Raw genomic sequence first — 18,895 nt, 5'->3', positions numbered from 1 at the left:
CGCCGGAGGGCAAGCGTGCCCGTGGCGGTCGCAAGCGCCGCGCAGCCCGGCGCAGCGGGCCGACACTGAATGCCGGTGCGTTTCGATCGAAGGAGAATGAGCAGTGCCCGGCGCCGGAATGAACTTTGAGCTGACCGATGACCAGGAACTGATTCGTCGGTCAGTGGCTGAGCTGGCGCGCAAATTCGACGACCAGTACTGGATGGAAAAAGACCAGGCGCACGAATTCCCGACCGAGTTTTACCGCGCCATCGCCGACGGCGGCTGGCTCGGAATGACCATCCCCACCCAATACGGCGGTCACGGACTGGGCATCACTGAGGCGACGATCCTGCTCGAAGAGGTCGCCAAGTCCGGTGGCGCCATGAACGCCGCCAGCTCGATTCACCTCTCCATCTTCGGCATGCAGCCGGTGGTGGTGCATGGCTCCGATGAACTCAAGTCCCGGACGTTGCCCTCCGTCGCGACGGGTGAGGTGCACGTCTGCTTCGGCGTCACCGAACCCGGTGCCGGGCTTGACACGTCGCGTATCACCACGTTCGCCAAGCGGGACGGCGATCGCTACATCGTCAACGGTCGCAAGGTCTGGATCTCCAAGGCGATGGAGTCCGACAAGATCCTGTTGCTCACCCGGACGCAGAGCTACGACGAGGTCACCAAGAAGACCGACGGGATGACGCTGTTCCTCACCGATCTCGATCGGAGCCGGGTCGACATCCGCCCGATCCGCAAGATGGGCCGCAACGCCGTCAGCTCCAACGAATTATTCATCGACAATCTCGAGGTTCCGCTCGAGGATCGAGTTGGCGAGGAGGGCAAGGGCTTTCAGTACATCCTCGACGGCCTCAACCCGGAGCGGATGTTGATCGCGGCCGAGGCTCTGGGTATCGGGCGGGTAGCGCTGGAAAAGGCGGTGAAGTACGGCAACGAGCGCGAGGTCTTTGGCCGGCCCATCGGCATGAACCAGGGATTGCAGTTCCCGCTCGCCGATTCACTGGCCCGCCTCGATGCCGCCGAGCTGATGCTGCGCAAGGCCACCTGGCTCTACGACAACGGCAAATCGTGTGGGCGCGAGGCCAATACCGCGAAGTATCTCTGCGCCGATGCCGGCTTCGCCGCAGCGGACCGGGCCCTGCAAACCCACGGCGGCATGGGTTACGCAGAGGAGTACCACATCGCGCGATACTTCCGCGAGGCCCGGCTGATGAAGATCGCGCCCGTCAGCCAGGAGATGATTTTGAACTTCCTGGGAGCCAACGTCCTGAAGTTGCCGAGAAGCTACTGATGGCCACTGCCGGTGGACGACAGCATGGCGATCTGCCGCTCGTTCGACGTCGATGACCACAACCGATGGCCGCGTGCTGCTCTCGGAAGACCGCGACGGGGTGCGTACCCTCACGCTCAACCGGCCACGTCGCAAGAACGCGATCAATCCGGAACTGTGGCTCGCCCTGCGAGATGCGCTCGATGCCGCGGGCCACGATCCGGGCGTACGCGCCCTGGTGATCACCGGTTCGGGGGGCAGTTTCTGCTCCGGCGCAGATATCTCGGCTCCTGAGGACATTCACCCGAAGTACAAGTTGCAGCGGTTGACCGACGTCGCGCTGGCCCTGCACGAGCTGTCGGTCCCTACGATCGCCAAGGTGACCGGGGTGGCCGTCGGCGCGGGTTGGAACCTGGCGCTCGGCTGCGACCTGGTGGTGGCCACGCCGGAATCGACGTTCTGCCAGATCTTTTCGAGGCGTGGCCTGTCGATCGACCTGGGCGGCTCCTGGCTGCTGCCCAAAATTGTTGGCCTGCAACAAGCCAAGCGACTCGCTTTGCTGGCGGACACGATAGAGGCCGAGGAGGCGTGCGCCCTCAACCTGGTGACCTGGGTGGTGTCCACCGCGGAAATCGACGCCTTCGTCGCGGATCTTGCCAACCGGTTGGCCGCCGGTCCGCCAATCGCGCTGGCCCACACCAAGGCGTTGCTGAACGAGGGCGCCGACCGCACCCTGCGTGACGCGCTGGCCAACGAGGCCCGCGCGCAGGGAGTCAACTTCGCAACGGCAGACACCGCCGCGGCCTATGCCGCTTTCGCGCAGCGGCGGGAGCCATCGTTTACTGGTCGATGGGCCCTATCAAAATCTGATACGAGTTCGGGCGAGAAGCAATCGGAGTAGAGATATGCGTGAAACAGTCATCGTCGAGGCCGTGCGTACACCGGTGGGGAAGCGCAACGGCGCGCTGTCCGGCATGCATGCCGCCGACCTCTCCGCGGTCGTCCTGACCGAACTCATCGAACGCACCGGCATCGGTCCCGACATCATCGACGACGTGGTCTGGGGCTGCGTGTCCCAGGTGGGCGACCAGTCCAGCAACATCGGCCGTTACGCGGTCCTGGCCGCCGGTTGGCCCGAGACCATCCCCGGTACCACCGTCAACCGCGCCTGCGGGTCCAGCCAGCAGGCGCTGGACTTCGCCGTGCAAGCGGTGATGTCCGGCCAGCAGGACGTCGTCGTGGCCGGTGGGGTCGAGGTCATGAGCCGTGTTCCGCTCGGTTCGGCCCGGGCCACCGGCATGCCGTATGGCCCGAAAGTCCTTGCCCGATATGAAGATTTCTCCTTCAACCAGGGCCTGTCGGCGGAGATGATCGCCAAGAAGTGGGGATTCTCGCGCACCCGACTCGACGAATTCTCCGTCGAATCCCACGAGCGGGCCGGCGCGGCGCTGGATGGCGGCGCATTCACCGAGCAGATCGTGCCGGTCTTCGTCGACGGGGCCGACAACACCGTCTTCACCGCCGACGAAGGCGTGCGGCGCGGCAGCACCGTCGAGAAGCTCGGCACGCTCAAACCGGCCTTCGCCGAAGATGGCGTGATCCACGCGGGCAACTCCTCACAGATTTCCGACGGTGCCGCCGCGCTACTGGTGACCACCGCCGAGATGGCGGTCGAGCTGGGCCTGACCCCGATCGTGCGGTACCTGGCGGGTGCGGTGACCGGGGCGGACCCGGTGCTGATGCTCACCGGCCCCATCCCGGCCACCGAAAAGGTGCTGAGCAAGGCCGGCGTCGCGTTGTCCGACGTGGGCGTCTTCGAGGTCAACGAGGCCTTCGCGCCGGTACCGCTGGCGTGGCTGGCGGAGACCGGGGCGGACCCGGCGCGGATGAATCCGCTGGGCGGCGCCATCGCGCTGGGGCACCCGCTGGGCGCATCGGGCGCGGTGCTGATGACACGCATGGCGCATCACATGCGCGACAACGGGATTCGTTACGGCCTACAGACCATGTGCGAGGGCGGTGGGACCGCCAACGCCACGCTGGTGGAGCTGGTGAGCTAGCGGCGGCGGCCTGACGCGCGCAAAAAAACGTGCACCACGTGACCCTTGTCACAGCGGCCAAACTAACCTACTGTTTGTTCACTAGGTTGGTTTTTGGACGTCGCCACAATGTGGGTTGAGGGGGTTCTGGTGCCCGTCGCACGGCGATACGACACGCTCCTCGCCAAGGGCGAGGACCGCAAACAGCGGATTCTCGACGTCGCGCAACGGCTGCTCACCCGCAACGGCTGGCGCAGCACGACGCTCGCGCAGATCGCCGGGGAAGCAGGGGTCACACCCGCGGGGCTGCTGCATCACTTCGAATCGAAGGAGCAGCTGCTGCACGCGGTGCTCGACGCCCGCGACCTCGATGACGACACCCACGCGGACCGGACCGGCGACCTGTTCGACCAGATTGCCGCGGTCGCGGACCGTATTCACCGGGCGCCCGAACTGGTCGGCACGTTCACGGTGCTGCTGGTCGAGAACATCCTTCCCGAGGCCCCGCTACACGACCGCATGCTGTCCCGGTACCGCGCCGCGACCGACATCGTCGCCGATCTCATCCGTCGCGGTCAGGCCGACGGCCGGTACCGCGACGACATAGACCCCGCCGTCAAGGCAGTAGAAATCCTCGCCTTCGTCCACGGAATGGAAACGACATGGTTACTCGATCCTTCGATACCGCTAGCCGACGCGTTCAAGCAGTACGCCGAGACACTGGCGCGGGATTTCGCGCCCCCGAAGAAGTCCGAGACGACATGAGGTACCGGCTCGACGTCGTCGCCGCCACCGTCCTCGACGTGGTGAGATTCGCCGGCGGCTGGATCTTCGACCGGTCGATGGCGGGTTGGGACGTCACCGTGCTGGTCGCCGACCACCCGGATGACCGGCCCCTGCAGATCATCGGCGCCCAGGTGCTCGACCTCGAAGAGGCGCTGGCGTCGGTGCAATCGCGGCCCCGTCCGCAGGCCCTGGCTGCCGCGGCGGACCTGTTCGGCTGCGACGCCCGGGTGCGCCAGGGCGTGCTGCAGGCCCTCGATCACGGCGTCACCGAGGTCACGCTGTGGGGGGAGAGCTGGCCATCCGAGCTCGACGAGAGCGTCGGCCTGGTGCAACACCAGCTGAGCATGGCCGCGCAGACCTTCAAGGCCCAGGCGTTGGCGGCCGCGGCGGCACCGCACGCCCCGATCGGTCACGTGGAGATTTTCCGCAGCGGGCTGCTGGCTTGGCCGTCGGTCGCAGCCGACCTGATCCCCGCCAGCTAGCACGGCGCGGCCCGGGAACCGCGCCACCACACAGACCGGGCAATTCGCGCGTTTTGGCGCCGGGGCAGGGGTCCCGTCGTTGACGACCACCATGCCGTGTGAAAATGTAATACTCATCCGCGAGAGCCACGTTCTCGCTAGCCGAGATTCAAGGAGCAGGAGATGGCGAACGAATTCTCCGAGCCGGACTTCTTCCGCGGCAGCGAGCTCATCGAGAACCCGTACCCCTACTACGAGGCGCTGCGCGAGCGCTGCCCCGTCACCCGGGAGAGCCACCATGACGTCACTATGATCACCGGTTGGGACGAGGCTTGCGCGGTGCTCAACGACGCCGAGACGTGGTCGTCGTGCATCTCGGTCACCGGCCCGTTCCCGGGTTTTCCGGTGCCGATCGAGGGTGACGACATCACCGAGCTGATCGAGCAACATCGCGACGAGCTGCCGTTCAGCGACCAGCTGCCCACGCTCGACCCGCCGACCCACACCAATCACCGGTCCCTCATGATGCGGCTGATCACCCCCAAGCGCCTCAAGGAGAACGAGGACGCCATGTGGGCGCTCGCCGACCAGGCGCTCGACGAATTTCTCGCGCCGGGTCAGGGCGAGTGGATCAAGGGCTTCGCGGGCCCGTTCACGCTGCTGGTCATCGCCGACCTGCTGGGCGTGCCGATGGAGGACCGCGACAAGTTCGTCAAGGGCATCGCTGAGCACGCGGGTGGCGGCGTCGGGGGCACCAAGGGATCCCTGGCCCACAGTCCGCTGGAATTCCTCTACGGCCTGTTCTCCGACTACGTCACCGACCGCCGGCGCGAGCCACGCGACGACGTGCTCACCGGCCTGGCCACCGCGACGTATCCCGACGGCTCGGTTCCGGAAGTCGAGGACGTGGCGCGCGTCGCCGCCAACGTCTTCTCGGCGGGCCAGGAGACCACTGTGCGGCTGTTGGGTGCGTCATTGCAGACGCTGGGGGAGCGGCCCGACATCCAGGCGCAATTGCGCAAGGATCGCAGTCTGATCCCGAACTTCATCGAAGAGTCGCTGCGCCACGAGAGCCCGGTCAAGGGTGACTTCCGGATGAACCGGGTGCCCGTCAACGTCGGTGGTGTCGACCTGCCCGCCGGGACTACGGTAATGATCGTGCAAGCCGCCGCCAACCGTGATCCGCGCCGGTTCGAGGAACCCGCTACGTTCGATCCGGCCCGCAAGAACGCCCGCCAACACATCTCGTTTGGCCGCGGTATCCACAGCTGCCCCGGTGCGCCGCTGGCACGAGCCGAAACACGCGTGGCGATCGAACGGTTGCTCGACCGCACGACGGACATCAGGATCGATGAGAAGGTTCATGGACCGGCGAACGACCGCCGCTACCAATATGTTCCAACGTACATCCTGCGTGGCCTGACCGAACTGCACCTGGAGTTCACGCTGGCATGAAAGTTTGGGTAGACGACCAGAAGTGTCGCGGTCATGGCATGTGTCTCACGCTGTGCCCCGACGTGTTCAGCCTGACCGAGGACGGTTACGCCGAGGCCATAGATTCCGACGTTCCAACGGCACTGGAGGCGGCGGCTCAGGAGGCAATCCAATGCTGTCCCGAGCAGGCGATCAGCGAGAAGTAACCAAATAAACGGCCGACTAGGGAGATTCGAGTGGCAAAGGGTTATGTCATCCTCACCGAGGCGATCAAAGACCCGGAAGGCATGAAGGCATACGCCCAGGCCGCCGGATCGGCGATGAGTGGCGCCACCATTCTCGCGGTGGACACCTCACCCAAGGTCATCGAAGGCGACTGGCACGGCGACCAGACCGTCGTCCTGGAATTCGAGTCGGTGGACGCCGCCCAGGCGTGGTACGAGTCCGAGGGCTACCAAAAGGCGGCGAAACTGCGGCAGGCGGCGGCCGACTGCAACGCGGTCATCCTCTCCGGATTCTGACCGCTACTCTCCGACGATGGAGATCGCCTGCCGCGGGCATTGACGGACGGCCTCGCGCACATCGGCCTCGTTTTCCGGGGTCACTTCTTCCTGGTGGACCGTCAGCATGTCGTCGTCGCCGAGCTCGAATATGTCGGGGTTGATGCCCATGCAGACGCCGTTGCTCTCGCAGAGTCCCCAATCGACTTCGATCTTCTTGGTCACCGCGACCCCCTTACCGAAGCACCTTGACGGGCACGTTCTTCCAGCCCGCGACGTTCTGCATGTTCACCCGTTTGCATCCCGCCCAGTCCACTTCGTAGCGCGGCATGAAGTCGAGCAGCCGCTCCAGCGCGATCCGGCTTTCCAGGCGGGCCAGCGCGGCGCCGAGGCAGCTGTGGATCCCGTACCCGAGTCCGAGGTGCTGCGCCTCGGTCTGGTCACGTTCGATGTCGAATGTGTCGGCGTCGGTGAACGCCTCCGGGTCGCGGTTCGCCGCGGCGCCGCAGAGGAATACGGGTTTGCCCGCCGGGATCACGCCACCGCTGACGTGGGCCTCTTTGAGGGTGTAGCGGACGTTGTACTGCACCGGTCCCTCGTAGCGCAGTAGCTCTTCGACGGCCCCGGGAATCTTGTCGCGGTCCTCCTGCAGCTTCTGCCACTGGTCGGGGTGGTTGGCGAAGATGACCGCCGCGTTGCCCATCAGTTTGGTGACGGTCTCCGCGCCAGCGCCGCCCAGAAGGGTTGCGAATCCGCAGATCTCGATGTCGTCGAGCTTGCGGAGCTCGCCGTCTTCGCCCGGGATCTCGGCCGCGATCAGCCGGCTGATCATGTCTTCCTGCGGCTCCTGACGCCGCTCCTGGACCAGGCTGAAGTAGTACATTGCCGTATCGATGTTGGCCTGCATGCCGGCTTCGCTGATCTCGATCTGCCCCGGGTCGTGATGCAGGCTTGTGTCGATCCAGTGGCGAACCTGCTGGCGGTATTCCTCCGGCACGCCGGCCATCCGGGTGATGACCTCTACCGGGAACGGCCCGGAGAAGTCCTGCACCACGTCGAAATTGTCCGAGTCGACGGCGCCGAGGTACTTGTCGATCACCTCGATGATCGTCTCGCGCTGCGATTGAATGGCCCGCGGGGTGAAGGCCTTATTGAGCAGGCTGCGCATGTGGCGGTGCTCCGGCGGGTCCATGAAGATGATGGACTTCTGCTCGGGGGCGATGCCCCGGCGCACCATCGCCAGGTCGCAGCCGCGCGCCGACGAATAGGTCTCGAAGTCCTTGAACGCGGCCGCGACGTCTTCGTGTCGGGTCAGCGCGTAAAAATCCTCTTTCTCGTCGTAGTACAGGGGCGCTTCCTCGCGCATCCGCCTATAGATGTCGAACGGATTGTTGAAGTAGTCCTCGGCGTACGGGTCGAAGACAACCTTCGGTTTTGTCACTGAATCCTCCTCAGCGGCGAGGTTGGGCTGAACCTTTACAGCGGAGTCCCTGACTGTAACGCTAACGGTAATACCTTCGTGACGAACCGGAAAGACCAAAACGCTGGCATTTCGAACGCTCTTCGCGATGTCGATCTTCTCGATCACGTCATCCAGCGCACCCAGCCCGTCGCCCAACTCCGCGGGGATACCGCGGACGACGGCCACGTCCTTAGCGACGAAGTCGCCGGCGACCTCGGTGAACGACCCGACGGAACCGCCTGCCGCGGCGCTTTTCGACGCTCCGGCCCAGCGCGTGGACGTCATGACCGGCCGCCACCAGACGGCCCACCATGGGCGACCCATCCGCCCCGCGCCGATGAATCCGACTCTCACCGAGGATGGTCCATCAGGGCCAGCGCCGCGTCGGCCGCATCGAGCACGGCACCGCCGCTCGCCCCGACCCCGCCGGCAAGGTCGACCACGAGCCGGACGTCCTTCTGCAGCAGCCCTCCCGCGACACCGGCCAGCCTGTCCAGCCCGCCGATACCGCCGAGGGCGTTGAGCGCGAAGCTGTTGCCGCTACTGCGGGAGACCACCTCGGTGAGACGGTCCGGCTCGACGCCCAGCTCTTTGGCCAGGGACAGGGCGGTGGCCGCCGTGGCCAGGTTGGCGGTGAACAACAAGTTGTTCAGCAGCTTCGTGGTTTGTCCGGAACCCAGTTCGCCGAGGTGAACGACCGGATCGGCATAGGTTTCGAAGACCGGACGACAGCGCGCGACGACGTCGGTGTCACCACCGACCATCACCAGTAGCCGGCCCTCGGCCGCCGCGCCTCCGCCGCCGCTCACCGGCGCGTCGATGACGGAAACGCCCTGCGCGGTGGCCTTGTTCGCAAGCTCTCGGCAGGTATTCGGGTGCACCGTGCTGTGCACGGCGATGACGCTGCCGGGTTGCATCGTCGTCAATAATCCGCTTTCGCCGCAGGCGAGTTCGTCGATGTCGGCATCGCCCACCACGCAGAGGCACACCAGATCACTGGCCGCGGCCAGTTCGGCCGGAGACCCGGCGACTTTCGCCGGGGTGTCGGCGAACGCCTCGAGGGCCTCCGGTCTACGCGCCCACAGTGTGGTGGGATACCCGCCCTCGGCGATCCGCCGCGCCATGGGTCCGCCCTGGCTGCCCAAGCCGATGAATCCGACGCGCATCTACCCTGCCTCCTCGTCCGGCGAGCGTGACGCTGCAGCCACGTTCGGGCTCGAAGGTGACTGTGGCGTCACATTCGAGGAGCCGTCTGGGCGGGAGGCCGCTTCAGCCACGCATTCCCGCACGAACTCAAGGACTTTCGAGTGGTAATCGGGGGCGGCGTGGCTGAGGCTGATGTTGTGCGCGGCGTCCGGCTGTCGATGCACGATGAACCGCGGCGCCCCGGCGAACAGGGCGCCGATCTCGGTCACCGCAGCATCGTCGGTCTGCCAGACCTTTTCGTGCTCGGCGATGCTGAAGTGCACCGGGACGCGCACGGCGGGCGCGAGCTCCGGAAAAGTCTGTCGCGCCCAGTCCGACACCATCTGGTCCTCGTAAGACGGAGCCGACGGCGAAACCGTGGCGCCGCCGAGGACCGCGGGCGGATAGAGCTCCTCTGGGCTCCATAGCAATTCGCGCATGCCCGACGGGCGGCGTTCGCGGGTAGCGGTTTTCAGTATTTCCTTGGCCGCGGGGTGGTAGTGCCGGCCGGTGCCTGCGAGCTCGATGCCGAGCAGGTCGGCACCCCGATCGTCGGCGGCCAACCGGATCGTCAGCTCGCAACCGCCCGAATGACCCCACACGAATACGCCTGCGCCACGCGGTCGTTCGCCGAGTATGCGATCGACGGCACCGTAAGCCAGGTTGACGCGCTGCTCGCCGGAGACCATCGCTTCCGGGTAGGGTGCCGAGCTGCCGTAGCCGGGCCGATCCAGGGCCACCACGGTGAATCCGGCTGCCGCGCCGGTCCGTGCGAGGGAATACGACGGATGGCCCGGGCAGTCGAAATACATTGCGGTGGTACCGCCCCCGTGAATCGCCACGATCACGGCCTTGGGGTCCTCGGCTTCGGCGACCAACGCCGACATCGGTACCCCGTCCACGATCACGAGCCGGGGCCGCGGAGTCGCGTTCATGCGTCGGCCCGCAGCAAGAGCACACCGCTGGGGGTGAGGCCGCCACTGCTGACCACACCGACGCGGGCGTCGGCGACCTGGCGGTCACCGGCCTCGCCGCGAAGCTGGGTGATCGCCTCGTGCAGGAGTCCCATGCCGTGCGTGCGGCCGTGCGAGAGTTGGCCGCCGTGGGTGTTGAGCGGCAACAGGCCGTCGCGCGCAATGTTCTTGCCGCCGTCCAGGAATTCCTTGGCCTCACCGATACCGCAGAAACCCAGCGCCTCGATCCAGGACAGGCAGTTGAAGGAAAAGCCGTCGTAGAGCTCGGCGATGTCGACGTCGGCGGGCCGCAGCGAAGTACGCGTCCACACGTGCGCGGCCTGGCCCAACACCTGGGGTTCGTGGGTGAGAGTGCTTTGGTCCCAATCGAGTCTCTCGACGATCTGCGTGCCCACCGCTTCCACCAGCACCGGCGGCTTGGCCATGTCGCGGGCGGCGTCGATGGCCGAGACGATGACGGCGATGGCGCCGTCGCACGGCACGTCGCAGTCGTACAACCCGAACGGCGTGGTGATGGGCCGCGCGTTGAGGTAGTCGTCCATCGTCATCGGCGTTCGGTAGATGGCGGTCGGGTTGAGTTCGGCGTTGGCGCGCTGGTTCAACGCGATCCAGCCCAGCGTTTCCTTGGTGGTGCCGTACCGGTGAAAGTGCCGCTGCGCGTTCATCGCTAACGTGTGTGCCGCAGACGTCGCGCCGAATGGCATCTGCCAGCCGGACATTCGGCCCATCGACGGGGTGATCTTGCCTCGCTTCATCAGCTCGCCGTTAGTGGCTTCCCACAGCGTGCGGAAGCACAGCACGTGACGCGCCAGCCCGCAGGCGACCGCGAGCATCGCGGCGATCACCGAGCCGCCCGGGCCGAACGTCTCCATGGCGCCGTTGTGCCAAGTCGGCCGGATGCCGAGCGCGCCCTCGAGGGCGGTGGTGCCGCCCTCCCCAAAGCCGCCGACATTGATCGCGCCGGGGTAGGTGGACAGGCCGTCGATATCGGCGTAGGTCAGGCCGGCATCGGCGATGGCCGCTTCGCACGCCTGCACCGTCAGCGCCAGCGGCAGCTGCATCAATCGGCGTCCGATCGGCGACGCGCCGACCCCGGTCAGCGCGACCTTGTCCTCGAACTTCTCGGCGGTCAGCATCGGTCGGACGTGTTCGCCGAACCGTTCCGGCGCGATCTCATCGACCGGCAGGGGAGTGGACTGCCCGTCGGCACTCGGCTTGAACAGCGGAAACCAGACGTCTTCGACCTGCTCGAAGACGACCTCGACCTGTTGGCCGAGTTCGAGCTGATCGGGTTCGCACTCGACGATGTTGGTGGTCAACCGAACCCGGGGATCCTCGGCGATCGCCACCTGCGCGATCACGTAGGGCGCCGCCAGCCCGGGCAGGCTGAACCGCTCATTGACGGTGAATCCGGCGAGTGTCGCCCGGCCCGAAACGGCCCGCACACCGATGTCGCGGGACCGGCAGTACCGGCAGACCGGAGCCGGCGGATGGATCAGCGATTCACAGCTCTCGCATTCCTGCAGCCGTAGTTTTCCGTCGGCGCCCGAGGTCCAGAAAAATTCGTTCTCTTCTGTGATCAGGGGCAGCGGGCGTCCCGGTGCTGCAGACACGTCACCTCCGCGAGTCCAACGGTCCCCTGGAAGCGATCTGGTAGGCCCGTTATACGAATCGGAGAATTACGTTATCACTCCCGAGCAGGGGCGATCTAGACGGCGTAGGCGGTGCTCGCGATGCAGGTCAGGCGAGGTCGGGGCGCCCGCCGTCAGTACGGCACCCAGACGCCGTCGAAATAGGCACCCCATTGGTGAAAGCCGACGCTCCACATCGGTTCGTTCGGTGACCACGATGGCCGTGGTGGGGGCGGCGGTGGCACGTCCTGTGTCGCGAATGACGGCGAGTATGCAGGCGGGGCGGTGTACCACGGCGGCAACGCCGGTAGTGGTTTGCATTCAAACGTCGACACATTCCACGACATGTTGGGATCGCACTGCGCCGAGCTGATTGCCGGCGTGGCGATCCCCGCGACACTCATCGCCACGAAGGCGACCGCGATGGCAGCGGTCAGACGACCAAATAACCACCTCATGGTGCGCCTCCCCTTGGGGCCATCCCGACCCCGGCTGGTGCCAGCTTATTCCGTCGATACCGCCGCGACCAGAGGAAACATTCGGCGCGACGCAACACCGAGCTGGGCCGTCGTGGTGTCTCAGGTCGGCCGAGAGTTATGCTCGCGGACGCGGTATCAAGTACTTAGCATTCGGAGGGCTGGTTGCTCGACGCGCTTCTGCTCCTCGGTGCCGAAGGACAACAGCGATGCCGCGATGATGCCGACGCCTTGAGGATTGAAGCAGTGATAGATCCGGCGGCGTGACAGCTCCTCGCGATGCACGAACTGCTGCAGGATGTTTGCGTTGCGGCCGCCGAATTCCGGTGGGCTGCCCGGCAGTAGCCACCCGTGGTCGAACTGGAGCCGCTGCCAGGGCGTGACCATTCGGGCACGTGCGAGGTCGACGAAGGACGCTCCGCGGCATGAGCCTGCGTCGGCAGGTGGTCGGTGAGGAAGCTGACGAACTCCGCGCGGAACGCCTCTACTTCGGCGTCAAGGTGAGTTGCACGGCACTACTTTTCCGGGCGAGGACCGCTCAGCGCGTGAATCCCCACTCCGCCTCGTTCTCTTCGGTTTTGAGGTGCTCGGCCGGGTCCTCGGTGTCGGCGAGTGGCGGCGCAGATGCGCGCGAGGTGCGCTGACCGATTTCGGTGATGGCATGCACGGGGCAGTCGAGCAGCGCCCGCATGACCGCGTCGCGATCCGGCTCGGCCACCGTGCCGTCCCCGATGAGGGATGCGTACCCCCAGTCGTCCAGCGAGAAGTATCCCGGCGCGTGCTTGGCGCAGATGCCGAAGCCGTCGCAAATGGTGCGGTCCAGACGGATTTTCATGCTTGCCTCACAGGTTCCGCCTCGTAGGGACGGTCCGCGCGGAACGCGCCGGGTGTGCAGTCGGGACACGTGCCCTCGAGATGCGCACGGACTTCGTCCGGGAACTGATCGAGCAGGCTGGCGGCAACGTTGGTGGCGGCGTCCAGCGTTGCGCACGCGCCGCGTCCGCGCAGCAACACCGACCACCGGCGCAACCGTTCGACATCCTCTACCGTCGCGGCGCCGTCGCGCAGCGCCCCGGCGGCCGCGGCCATCGCCGCCGTTCCGTTGAAGCACGATCCGCATTGCCCGGCGTTTTCGCGGTCGAAGTACGCGAGCACCGATGCCGCCACCGCGACGGGGCAGTCGTCGGTGATGACCGAAATTGCGCCGCAGCCCAAACCGCTGCCGACACGTCGCATCGTCTCGTGGTCCAGGGTGGTCTCCAACACGGAGCGGTTGAGCAGACCGGCGAAGTAGCCGCCCATCAACGCACCGCGCACCTGGTCGGCTGAAACACCGTGCAAGGTGAGCAATTCGGTGAACGCCAAGCCGTGGGGGAGTTCGTAGAGCACCGGTGCCATACCCGCCCCGGTGATGGTGGCCAGGAAGGTGCCGGGCGACAACGTCGTGCCTTGCGACCGGTAGTCAGCACTGCCGTGGCTCTGCAGGTAGGGCAGGTTCGCCAGAGTCTCGACATTGCTCACCAAGGTGGGCCGGTCATCGACTCCCGCTTCGAAGGGCCGCGGCGGTTTGTCGGTCGGTTTGGCCGGGCCGCCGTTGATCGCCCGAACCGCCGCGGTCTCCTCGCCGGCGACGTATCCCGGCTGCACGGTGAGCATCTCGACCGTGACACCCAGCGCGTCGCGATCCAGCTCGCCGAGCGCCGCTTCGACGCTGTGCGCCGATTCCGGGTCGGACACGTAAATGTACGCGCGGTCGGCGTCGACAACCGTCGCGGCGAGCCGCAGCCCGTCCAGGACCAGGTGAGGACGATTGCGCAGCAGCCACCGGTCCTTGACCGAAGCCGGTTCTCCCTCTTCGCCATTCGCGACGACGACGGGAACGCCAAGCGAGCGTCCGTTGTCGCGCACCGACCGCAGCTTCACCGCGAGGGGAAACGCCGCACCGCCGCGCCCGACCAGGCCACTGGAATCGATTTCGCTCAGGAACTCGTCCGGGTTGGCAAGCGGGCGGTAGCCGCCGAGCTTCCGATAGGTCGCCAGATCTTCCCGGGCCTGGCCGGTGTGCTCACTCAGCAGCCGCGGCGTGCACCCGGGGAGGGTCGCGGTGGTGATGGTTGTGGACTCGGTGGTGTTCAAAGCTGGCCTGCCATCGTCCTAGTTAGGCTTGCGCACATGCGAACTGCGGTGGTGCGTGTCAACGTCGACCCGGACAGTGTGCTCACGCCCGCACAACTACGTGACGGCATGGCGGCTCTCCTCGAACTCGTGGCCACGGCCGGCGTGGACGTGGTCGAGAACGACCTCGTGTCCATGCCCGCAACCCGCCGCGAAGTCGAACTGCTCATTGCGGCCGAAGACGGCGATATGGCCAAAGACACGGCGATCGGATTGTGCGCCAGCGCGTTCGGCGGCGCGCCCGTTCCGGGTGTGATCACCTTTGTCAGCCGGGGCACCGACGACGACGCCCACGGGGTGCTGTCCGCGTTCGGGTTGACCGGTGACATCGAGCGCACGCCCGGCGATGACGGATTCGACATCGTCCATGTGACGCTGCGGGAGTCCGACCTCGAACGGATTCCGGAGAGCCGGGTACATACGGCGCTGGAGGCGTCGCTCAACTGTGAGGTCCACATCTACACTCGGTAATGCACCGTTTCGCGCCATTACGAGCCCAGGAATTCGAGGATCGCGGGTGCCGCCTGCACCCAGGTGTCGAACATGTTGAAGTGCTGCACCCGGCCCGCGGCGCGGTCTTCGGACGCCCGCTCCCAGGCGTCCTCGGGCCACGGCGGATCGATGAGCTTCGATCCCTTGATCAGGCAGCTGACTTCCAGCGACGTCCGCTTCGGGTGGTCCATGTCGTTCTCCCCGCCCCGAATGATCAACGTGGGGACCTTGATCCGGTCGAACATCTCGTCCTCGACGCCCGGAATCGTCTGCCCCGGCTTCGAGACGAAGGCGTTGAGCCAGCGCAGCATCAACTTGAGGAACTCGTCCTTGTCGAAGTCGAGGAACCGCTGCTTGTTGTTCGGGTTCTCCTCGATGCGCTCGCGCCATTCGGTCACCTTCACCACGCCGTCCATGCCGGTGCCGCGCACCGCCAGGATGCTGGGAATGATGTAGAAGGAGCCGAGCACGAAGGTGCCGTAGGTGCCGCCGACGATGTTCCACACCACGAGCTTGGTGACCATCTCGGGGTAGAGCATCGTGGTCAGCATGGAATCCCTTGCCCCGCCGGAACCTCCGGCCAGAATGCAGCGCTCGAAGCCCAGGCCGGTCACCAGCTTGTGCAGCGTCTCGGCGCGCATGTGCGACTCGCTCTGTCCGTAGAACTGCACATCGGAGGCGCCACAGTTGGGTCGGTCCCACAGCAGCACCCGGTAGCCACCGGCGGCCAGGGCATCGGCCAGCGGACGCAGGCCGGGGATCTCCTTGCTGAACCGGCCGCCCGGCGTCAGAGCAATGAGATCACCAGAGTCACCGAGGATTTCGTAGACGACGTTTCCCCCGTTGATCTCGATAGAAGGCACCCGATTCTCCTGTAGTTAGGCCTGAACCAAAACGTCGTTGCCGATGACGCGCACCGGATAGGTGCGGATACTCCATTCGGGCTTGACCGCGGTGGTACCCGTCGCCAGCTCGAAACCCCATTGGTGCCAGGGGCAGTAGATGTATTCCAGGTCGCGCACCATGATGGAGTCACCCGGCGCGGTCTCGTCGACGATCGTGCGTCCCCGGGCACGTCCCGAACACAGCGGCCCGCCTTGGTGGGGGCAGTAGTTCGCGATGGCGTAGAAGGTGCCGTTGACGTTGTAGACGCCGACGCCGTGCCGTCCGATCGGTACCAGTTTGTGTGTGCCCGGCGGGATTTCGTCTACGGTTGCGACTACGTGCTCGCGGCCCTGGGCGAGACGTGGCTCGGGCCGTTTGGTCTCCTCCGTCAACTCAGAGCACCCGGGTCTGACCCTCAAGGACCGGCACGGTCTCGGGCAGGTGATAGGTCGCGATGCCGTTCTTGTACATGACCGCGTCGCGGGCGTGCTTGGGCAGGTGCTTGACCAACCAGCGCGGGTCGTCGAACGTCCAGTGCGGGTAGTCCGAGGAGAAGAGCAGGATCTTCTCGCACTCCATCCATTCCAGCGCGCGGGTCAGTTCGGTCTTGTCCTCCGGGTAATCCAGCGGCTGGGTGGTGAACTTGATGTGGTCCTTGACGTACTCGGACGGCTTGCGCTTGATGTCGAGCCACGACTTGCGTGCGTCGTAGATCGCGTCCATGCGCCACATCAGCGGCAGGATCCAACTGAATGCGTGCTCGACGAAGACGATCCGCAGCGTCGGGAACCGGTCGAAGACTCCGTCGAAGATCAGGCTCATCACCTGGTTGGCCGCCAGCAGCGAGTAGGTCACCATGAAGTCGTGGTTGTAGCTGGGGAACCCCACCGGCGGGATCGGCAGCTCATCGAACTGGCTGCGTGACAGGTGGCAGCTCACGGTGATGTCGTGCTTGGTGGCGGCCGCCCAGATCGGGTCGTACTTCGGGTGGCCCCAGGACGGCCGCGGCTCGGCCTTGATCAGAATCTGCGCCATGAAGGGGTGTCCGGCCCAGCGTTCGATCTCGCGGACCGACTCTTCCGGCTCCTCGATGGCGATGCAGATCGACCCGCGCCACCGTTCGTGCCAGTTGTTGTGGCTGTCCAGCCAGTGCTTGGCCTGCCAGTCGTTCAGCGCGGCCGACATCGCATGCTGCGCTTCGGGAATGCGCGCCGGGTAGGCCGCGGGTTCCAGGATCGCGATGTCGGAGCCGGCCTCCATGATCAGCTGACGGAACGCCAGATCCGGGTCGCTGCAGGGAAACTCGCCGTTGGGGGGGAAGGAGTCCACGCGCATCGCGTAAGAGTGCGCGTAGTCCGGGGCGTCGTAGTAGATCTGCTCGCCAACGGAGCGAGTGAGGAAGTACTTGCTGCGCCACGGCTCGGGGATGTACGGGAGTAGCTCTCCACGCTTGGGCGCCGGGTGGACATCCGAGTCGACGCAGCGGACGGCTATGCGCTCGGTAGCGGGAACCCGCTCCTGCGAATGGGTCAACGTCATCTGGCTCTCCTCAGTCTTCCGCGATACTTCTACTCTGCGCTCACCCCGGCGGGAATGTCTATGCCGTAGAGCTGCGCCGCGTTGCGCCAGCACAGCTTCTCGCGCTGCTCGCCGGACAACGCGCTGGGCAGCTTCGTGACATCACCGCACTGCCAGTGTGGATAGCTCGAACCGAACATCACCATGTCGTCTTTGCCGGTGAAGCCGAACCATTCGCCGGCGAATTCGACGTCGCCGGGGCCGTCGAGACTGCCCTGAACGAAATACACGTGACCGGGCAGGTAGTCGCTGGGAATCCGCGGGGCCCAGGGCGTCTGCTCGAGGTGCGGCCGGCCGAACGTGTCCATGCGCCAGATGAACGGCGTGATGAAGTCGGCGGCGCCATCGCCCCATACGAACTTGAGGCCGTCGAACCGCTCGAATACTCCCTCGGCGATCATGTTCATCTGGTGATACAGGTAGTTCAGCGCCATAAAGCTGACGTACTGCTCGTAGGTGCGGGTGTTCCCGTTCGGCGTCGGCGGAAACGCGATGCCCGACCCGACTTCGATGTGCGCGGCGACGGGAAGCCCGGCGTCGACGGCGGCCTCCCAGATCGGCCAGAACTGCGGTTTGCCGTAGAGCTCGCGAGATTGCAGCGGGACGCCGATCTGGACCACCCGCGGGTGCGCACGCCATCTCTCGATCTCGCGCAGCGCGCCTGGGATGTCGTCGGGGTTGACCCGGATGGTGCCGCGGAATCGCTCGCCGAACTCGCTGGACTCCAGCCAGTTCGACACCATCATCTCGTTGTGCGCGGCGTGCAGCGCGCTGCCCAGATGCCGGTCCGGCATGATGCCGCGCGCCATCGGATGCAGGACCGCAACATCGACGCCGCGCTTCGAAAACAGTTCATTGCCAACGAAATCCGGGTCCGAACCCGGATACTGGCGGTCCGGGCCCTCGGCGTTGGGCGCGTACTCACCGCCCGGGGCGCCGTACCAGTCCATCTCATAGTCGGGGAAGCCGCGGCTTTTGAACGGCTCGCGCAGGGTCTTCCGGAGCGCTTTGGTGGACGGGAAGAAGATGTGCACGCTCGCGTCGATCAACGGTGTGCTGGTTCCGTCAGCGTGTTTGATCACGAGAGCCACCCTTCGGCTCCGGCGGCCGAAGCCGGCCGTGCGAGGTCATATGATAGCCAATCTAACATTTTCTTCAGCGGTCCATCAATGGGTTTCCGGTAAGCATTTCGTTTAATCATCATCCCTGGTAGCGGGCGTTTTGCGATCCTGTGGACAAATCCGGTTCTTCTTTCCGGATAATACCATTCTCCGAGTTGTGGACGGATGCGACGACATCATGTTTTTCACCGATGGGGCGAGATGCCATGGGAAAGCCCATGCTTCCCAGACCGATGAAGCCGATCTCCATGGCGCGCCCCTGGCCCCGATGGTGGCGACCCGCTGCGCCCGGCTCCGCCGCGCTAGCGATCGCCAGGCCCCGATGGTGGCGACCCGCTGCGCCCGGCTCCGCCGCGCTAGCGATCGCCACTGTCCCGATGGTGGTGACCCGCTGCGCCCGGCTCCGCCGCGCTAGCGATCGCCACTGTCCCG

The 18,895-nt window shown here is 65.8% G+C and carries 21 protein-coding genes and 3 pseudogenes; 9 read left to right on the top strand and 15 right to left on the bottom strand.

Annotated features, from left to right (window positions below):
* The first annotated feature begins 118 nt into the window (after positions 1-118).
* From B8W69_RS04900 to B8W69_RS04865, 8 genes are all read left to right on the top strand, one after another.
* A complete protein-coding gene (locus tag B8W69_RS04900; protein WP_085288838.1) occupies positions 119-1,285 on the top strand; it encodes an acyl-CoA dehydrogenase family protein in 1,167 nt (388 codons plus the stop codon).
* Between the two features lie 52 nt (positions 1,286-1,337).
* Entirely contained in the window at positions 1,338-2,165 is an 828-nt protein-coding gene (locus B8W69_RS04895; RefSeq protein WP_085288837.1) for an enoyl-CoA hydratase/isomerase family protein, read from the top strand.
* A gap of 4 nt (positions 2,166-2,169) precedes the next feature.
* A complete protein-coding gene (locus B8W69_RS04890; protein ID WP_085288836.1) occupies positions 2,170-3,324 on the top strand; it encodes a thiolase family protein in 1,155 nt (384 codons plus the stop codon).
* A gap of 129 nt (positions 3,325-3,453) precedes the next feature.
* Entirely contained in the window at positions 3,454-4,068 is a 615-nt protein-coding gene (locus tag B8W69_RS04885) for a TetR/AcrR family transcriptional regulator (protein ID WP_064951214.1), read from the top strand.
* Positions 4,065-4,571 carry a hypothetical protein gene (locus tag B8W69_RS04880; RefSeq protein ID WP_085288835.1) on the top strand — a complete coding sequence of 169 codons (507 nt, stop codon included), beginning with the start codon at positions 4,065-4,067 and terminating at the stop codon, positions 4,569-4,571. The genes B8W69_RS04885 and B8W69_RS04880 overlap by 4 nt, the downstream gene beginning before the upstream one ends.
* 162 nt (positions 4,572-4,733) lie before the next feature.
* Positions 4,734-6,005 (top strand): cytochrome P450, encoded by a 1,272-nt coding sequence (locus tag B8W69_RS04875; RefSeq protein ID WP_085288834.1) that lies wholly within the window; start codon positions 4,734-4,736, stop codon positions 6,003-6,005.
* Positions 6,002-6,190, top strand: coding sequence for a ferredoxin (locus B8W69_RS04870; RefSeq protein WP_085288833.1), 189 nt, complete (start codon positions 6,002-6,004; stop codon positions 6,188-6,190). Before B8W69_RS04875 ends, B8W69_RS04870 begins: the two co-directional genes overlap by 4 nt.
* A 30-nt stretch (positions 6,191-6,220) precedes the next feature.
* Complete coding sequence (locus B8W69_RS04865; protein ID WP_085288832.1) at positions 6,221-6,505, top strand: DUF1330 domain-containing protein; 285 nt, start codon at positions 6,221-6,223, stop codon at positions 6,503-6,505.
* A 3-nt stretch (positions 6,506-6,508) separates the two neighbouring features.
* Here the strand turns inward: B8W69_RS04865 and B8W69_RS04860 are convergent, their stop codons facing one another.
* The 10 genes and pseudogenes from B8W69_RS04860 to B8W69_RS04815 form a co-directional block, all read right to left on the bottom strand.
* Positions 6,509-6,709 carry a ferredoxin gene (locus tag B8W69_RS04860; protein WP_007777398.1) on the bottom strand — a complete coding sequence of 67 codons (201 nt, stop codon included), beginning with the start codon at positions 6,707-6,709 and terminating at the stop codon, positions 6,509-6,511.
* 10 nt (positions 6,710-6,719) lie between these two features.
* On the bottom strand, positions 6,720-7,925 hold the full coding sequence (locus tag B8W69_RS04855) for a cytochrome P450 (RefSeq protein WP_085289007.1): 1,206 nt from the start codon (positions 7,923-7,925) through the stop codon (positions 6,720-6,722).
* Between the two features lie 268 nt (positions 7,926-8,193).
* Positions 8,194-8,300: pseudogene (locus B8W69_RS32180) on the bottom strand (NAD(P)-binding domain-containing protein); the annotation flags it as partial.
* Entirely contained in the window at positions 8,297-9,112 is an 816-nt protein-coding gene (locus B8W69_RS04845; protein WP_085288831.1) for an NAD(P)-dependent oxidoreductase, read from the bottom strand. The pseudogene B8W69_RS32180 and the gene B8W69_RS04845, both read right to left, overlap by 4 nt.
* Positions 9,113-10,066, bottom strand: coding sequence for an alpha/beta hydrolase (locus tag B8W69_RS04840; protein ID WP_085288830.1), 954 nt, complete (start codon positions 10,064-10,066; stop codon positions 9,113-9,115).
* Positions 10,063-11,718 carry a thiolase C-terminal domain-containing protein gene (locus tag B8W69_RS04835; RefSeq protein ID WP_085288829.1) on the bottom strand — a complete coding sequence of 552 codons (1,656 nt, stop codon included), beginning with the start codon at positions 11,716-11,718 and terminating at the stop codon, positions 10,063-10,065. Before B8W69_RS04835 ends, B8W69_RS04840 begins: the two co-directional genes overlap by 4 nt.
* Before the next feature lie 152 nt (positions 11,719-11,870).
* Positions 11,871-12,194 carry a hypothetical protein gene (locus B8W69_RS04830; protein ID WP_085288828.1) on the bottom strand — a complete coding sequence of 108 codons (324 nt, stop codon included), beginning with the start codon at positions 12,192-12,194 and terminating at the stop codon, positions 11,871-11,873.
* Positions 12,195-12,365: 171 nt separating this feature from the next.
* A pseudogene (locus B8W69_RS04825) lies at positions 12,366-12,709 on the bottom strand (acyl-CoA dehydrogenase family protein); the annotation flags it as partial.
* 41 nt (positions 12,710-12,750) lie between these two features.
* The gene (locus B8W69_RS04820; protein ID WP_065031036.1) at positions 12,751-13,047 is read right to left on the bottom strand and encodes a ferredoxin; all 297 of its coding nucleotides are present in this window, start codon (positions 13,045-13,047) and stop codon (positions 12,751-12,753) included.
* Positions 13,044-14,348 carry an NADH-ubiquinone oxidoreductase-F iron-sulfur binding region domain-containing protein gene (locus B8W69_RS04815; protein ID WP_085288827.1) on the bottom strand — a complete coding sequence of 435 codons (1,305 nt, stop codon included), beginning with the start codon at positions 14,346-14,348 and terminating at the stop codon, positions 13,044-13,046. The genes B8W69_RS04820 and B8W69_RS04815 overlap by 4 nt, the downstream gene beginning before the upstream one ends.
* Before the next feature lie 36 nt (positions 14,349-14,384).
* Between B8W69_RS04815 and B8W69_RS04810 the strand changes: the two genes are divergently transcribed.
* The gene (locus B8W69_RS04810; RefSeq protein WP_085288826.1) at positions 14,385-14,858 is read left to right on the top strand and encodes a hypothetical protein; all 474 of its coding nucleotides are present in this window, start codon (positions 14,385-14,387) and stop codon (positions 14,856-14,858) included.
* Between the two features lie 17 nt (positions 14,859-14,875).
* On the opposite strand, the gene B8W69_RS04805 is transcribed toward B8W69_RS04810, so the two are convergent.
* The 5 genes and pseudogenes from B8W69_RS04805 to B8W69_RS31780 form a co-directional block, all read right to left on the bottom strand.
* Positions 14,876-15,742, bottom strand: coding sequence for an alpha/beta fold hydrolase (locus B8W69_RS04805; RefSeq protein ID WP_085288825.1), 867 nt, complete (start codon positions 15,740-15,742; stop codon positions 14,876-14,878).
* A 15-nt stretch (positions 15,743-15,757) separates the two neighbouring features.
* Positions 15,758-16,156: a Rieske (2Fe-2S) protein gene (locus tag B8W69_RS04800; RefSeq protein WP_085288824.1), complete on the bottom strand. Its 399-nt coding sequence runs from the start codon at positions 16,154-16,156 to the stop codon at positions 15,758-15,760.
* A 1-nt stretch (position 16,157) separates the two neighbouring features.
* Complete coding sequence (locus B8W69_RS04795) at positions 16,158-17,303, bottom strand: amidohydrolase family protein (RefSeq protein ID WP_085288823.1); 1,146 nt, start codon at positions 17,301-17,303, stop codon at positions 16,158-16,160.
* Positions 17,304-17,332: 29 nt separating this feature from the next.
* Positions 17,333-18,424, bottom strand: a complete 1,092-nt coding sequence (locus B8W69_RS04790; RefSeq protein ID WP_085288822.1) for an amidohydrolase family protein — start codon at positions 18,422-18,424, stop codon at positions 17,333-17,335.
* A gap of 205 nt (positions 18,425-18,629) precedes the next feature.
* Positions 18,630-18,773, bottom strand: a pseudogene (locus B8W69_RS31780) (NAD(P)-binding domain-containing protein); the annotation flags it as partial.
* Between the last annotated feature and the right edge of the window lie 122 nt (positions 18,774-18,895).

The sequence above is a fragment of the Mycolicibacterium vulneris genome, assembly GCF_002104765.1.
Classification (GTDB): Bacteria; Actinomycetota; Actinomycetes; order Mycobacteriales; family Mycobacteriaceae; genus Mycobacterium; species Mycobacterium vulneris.
Note: the sequence above shows the minus strand (reverse complement) of the source record. Positions and strands in the feature narration are given on the sequence as shown.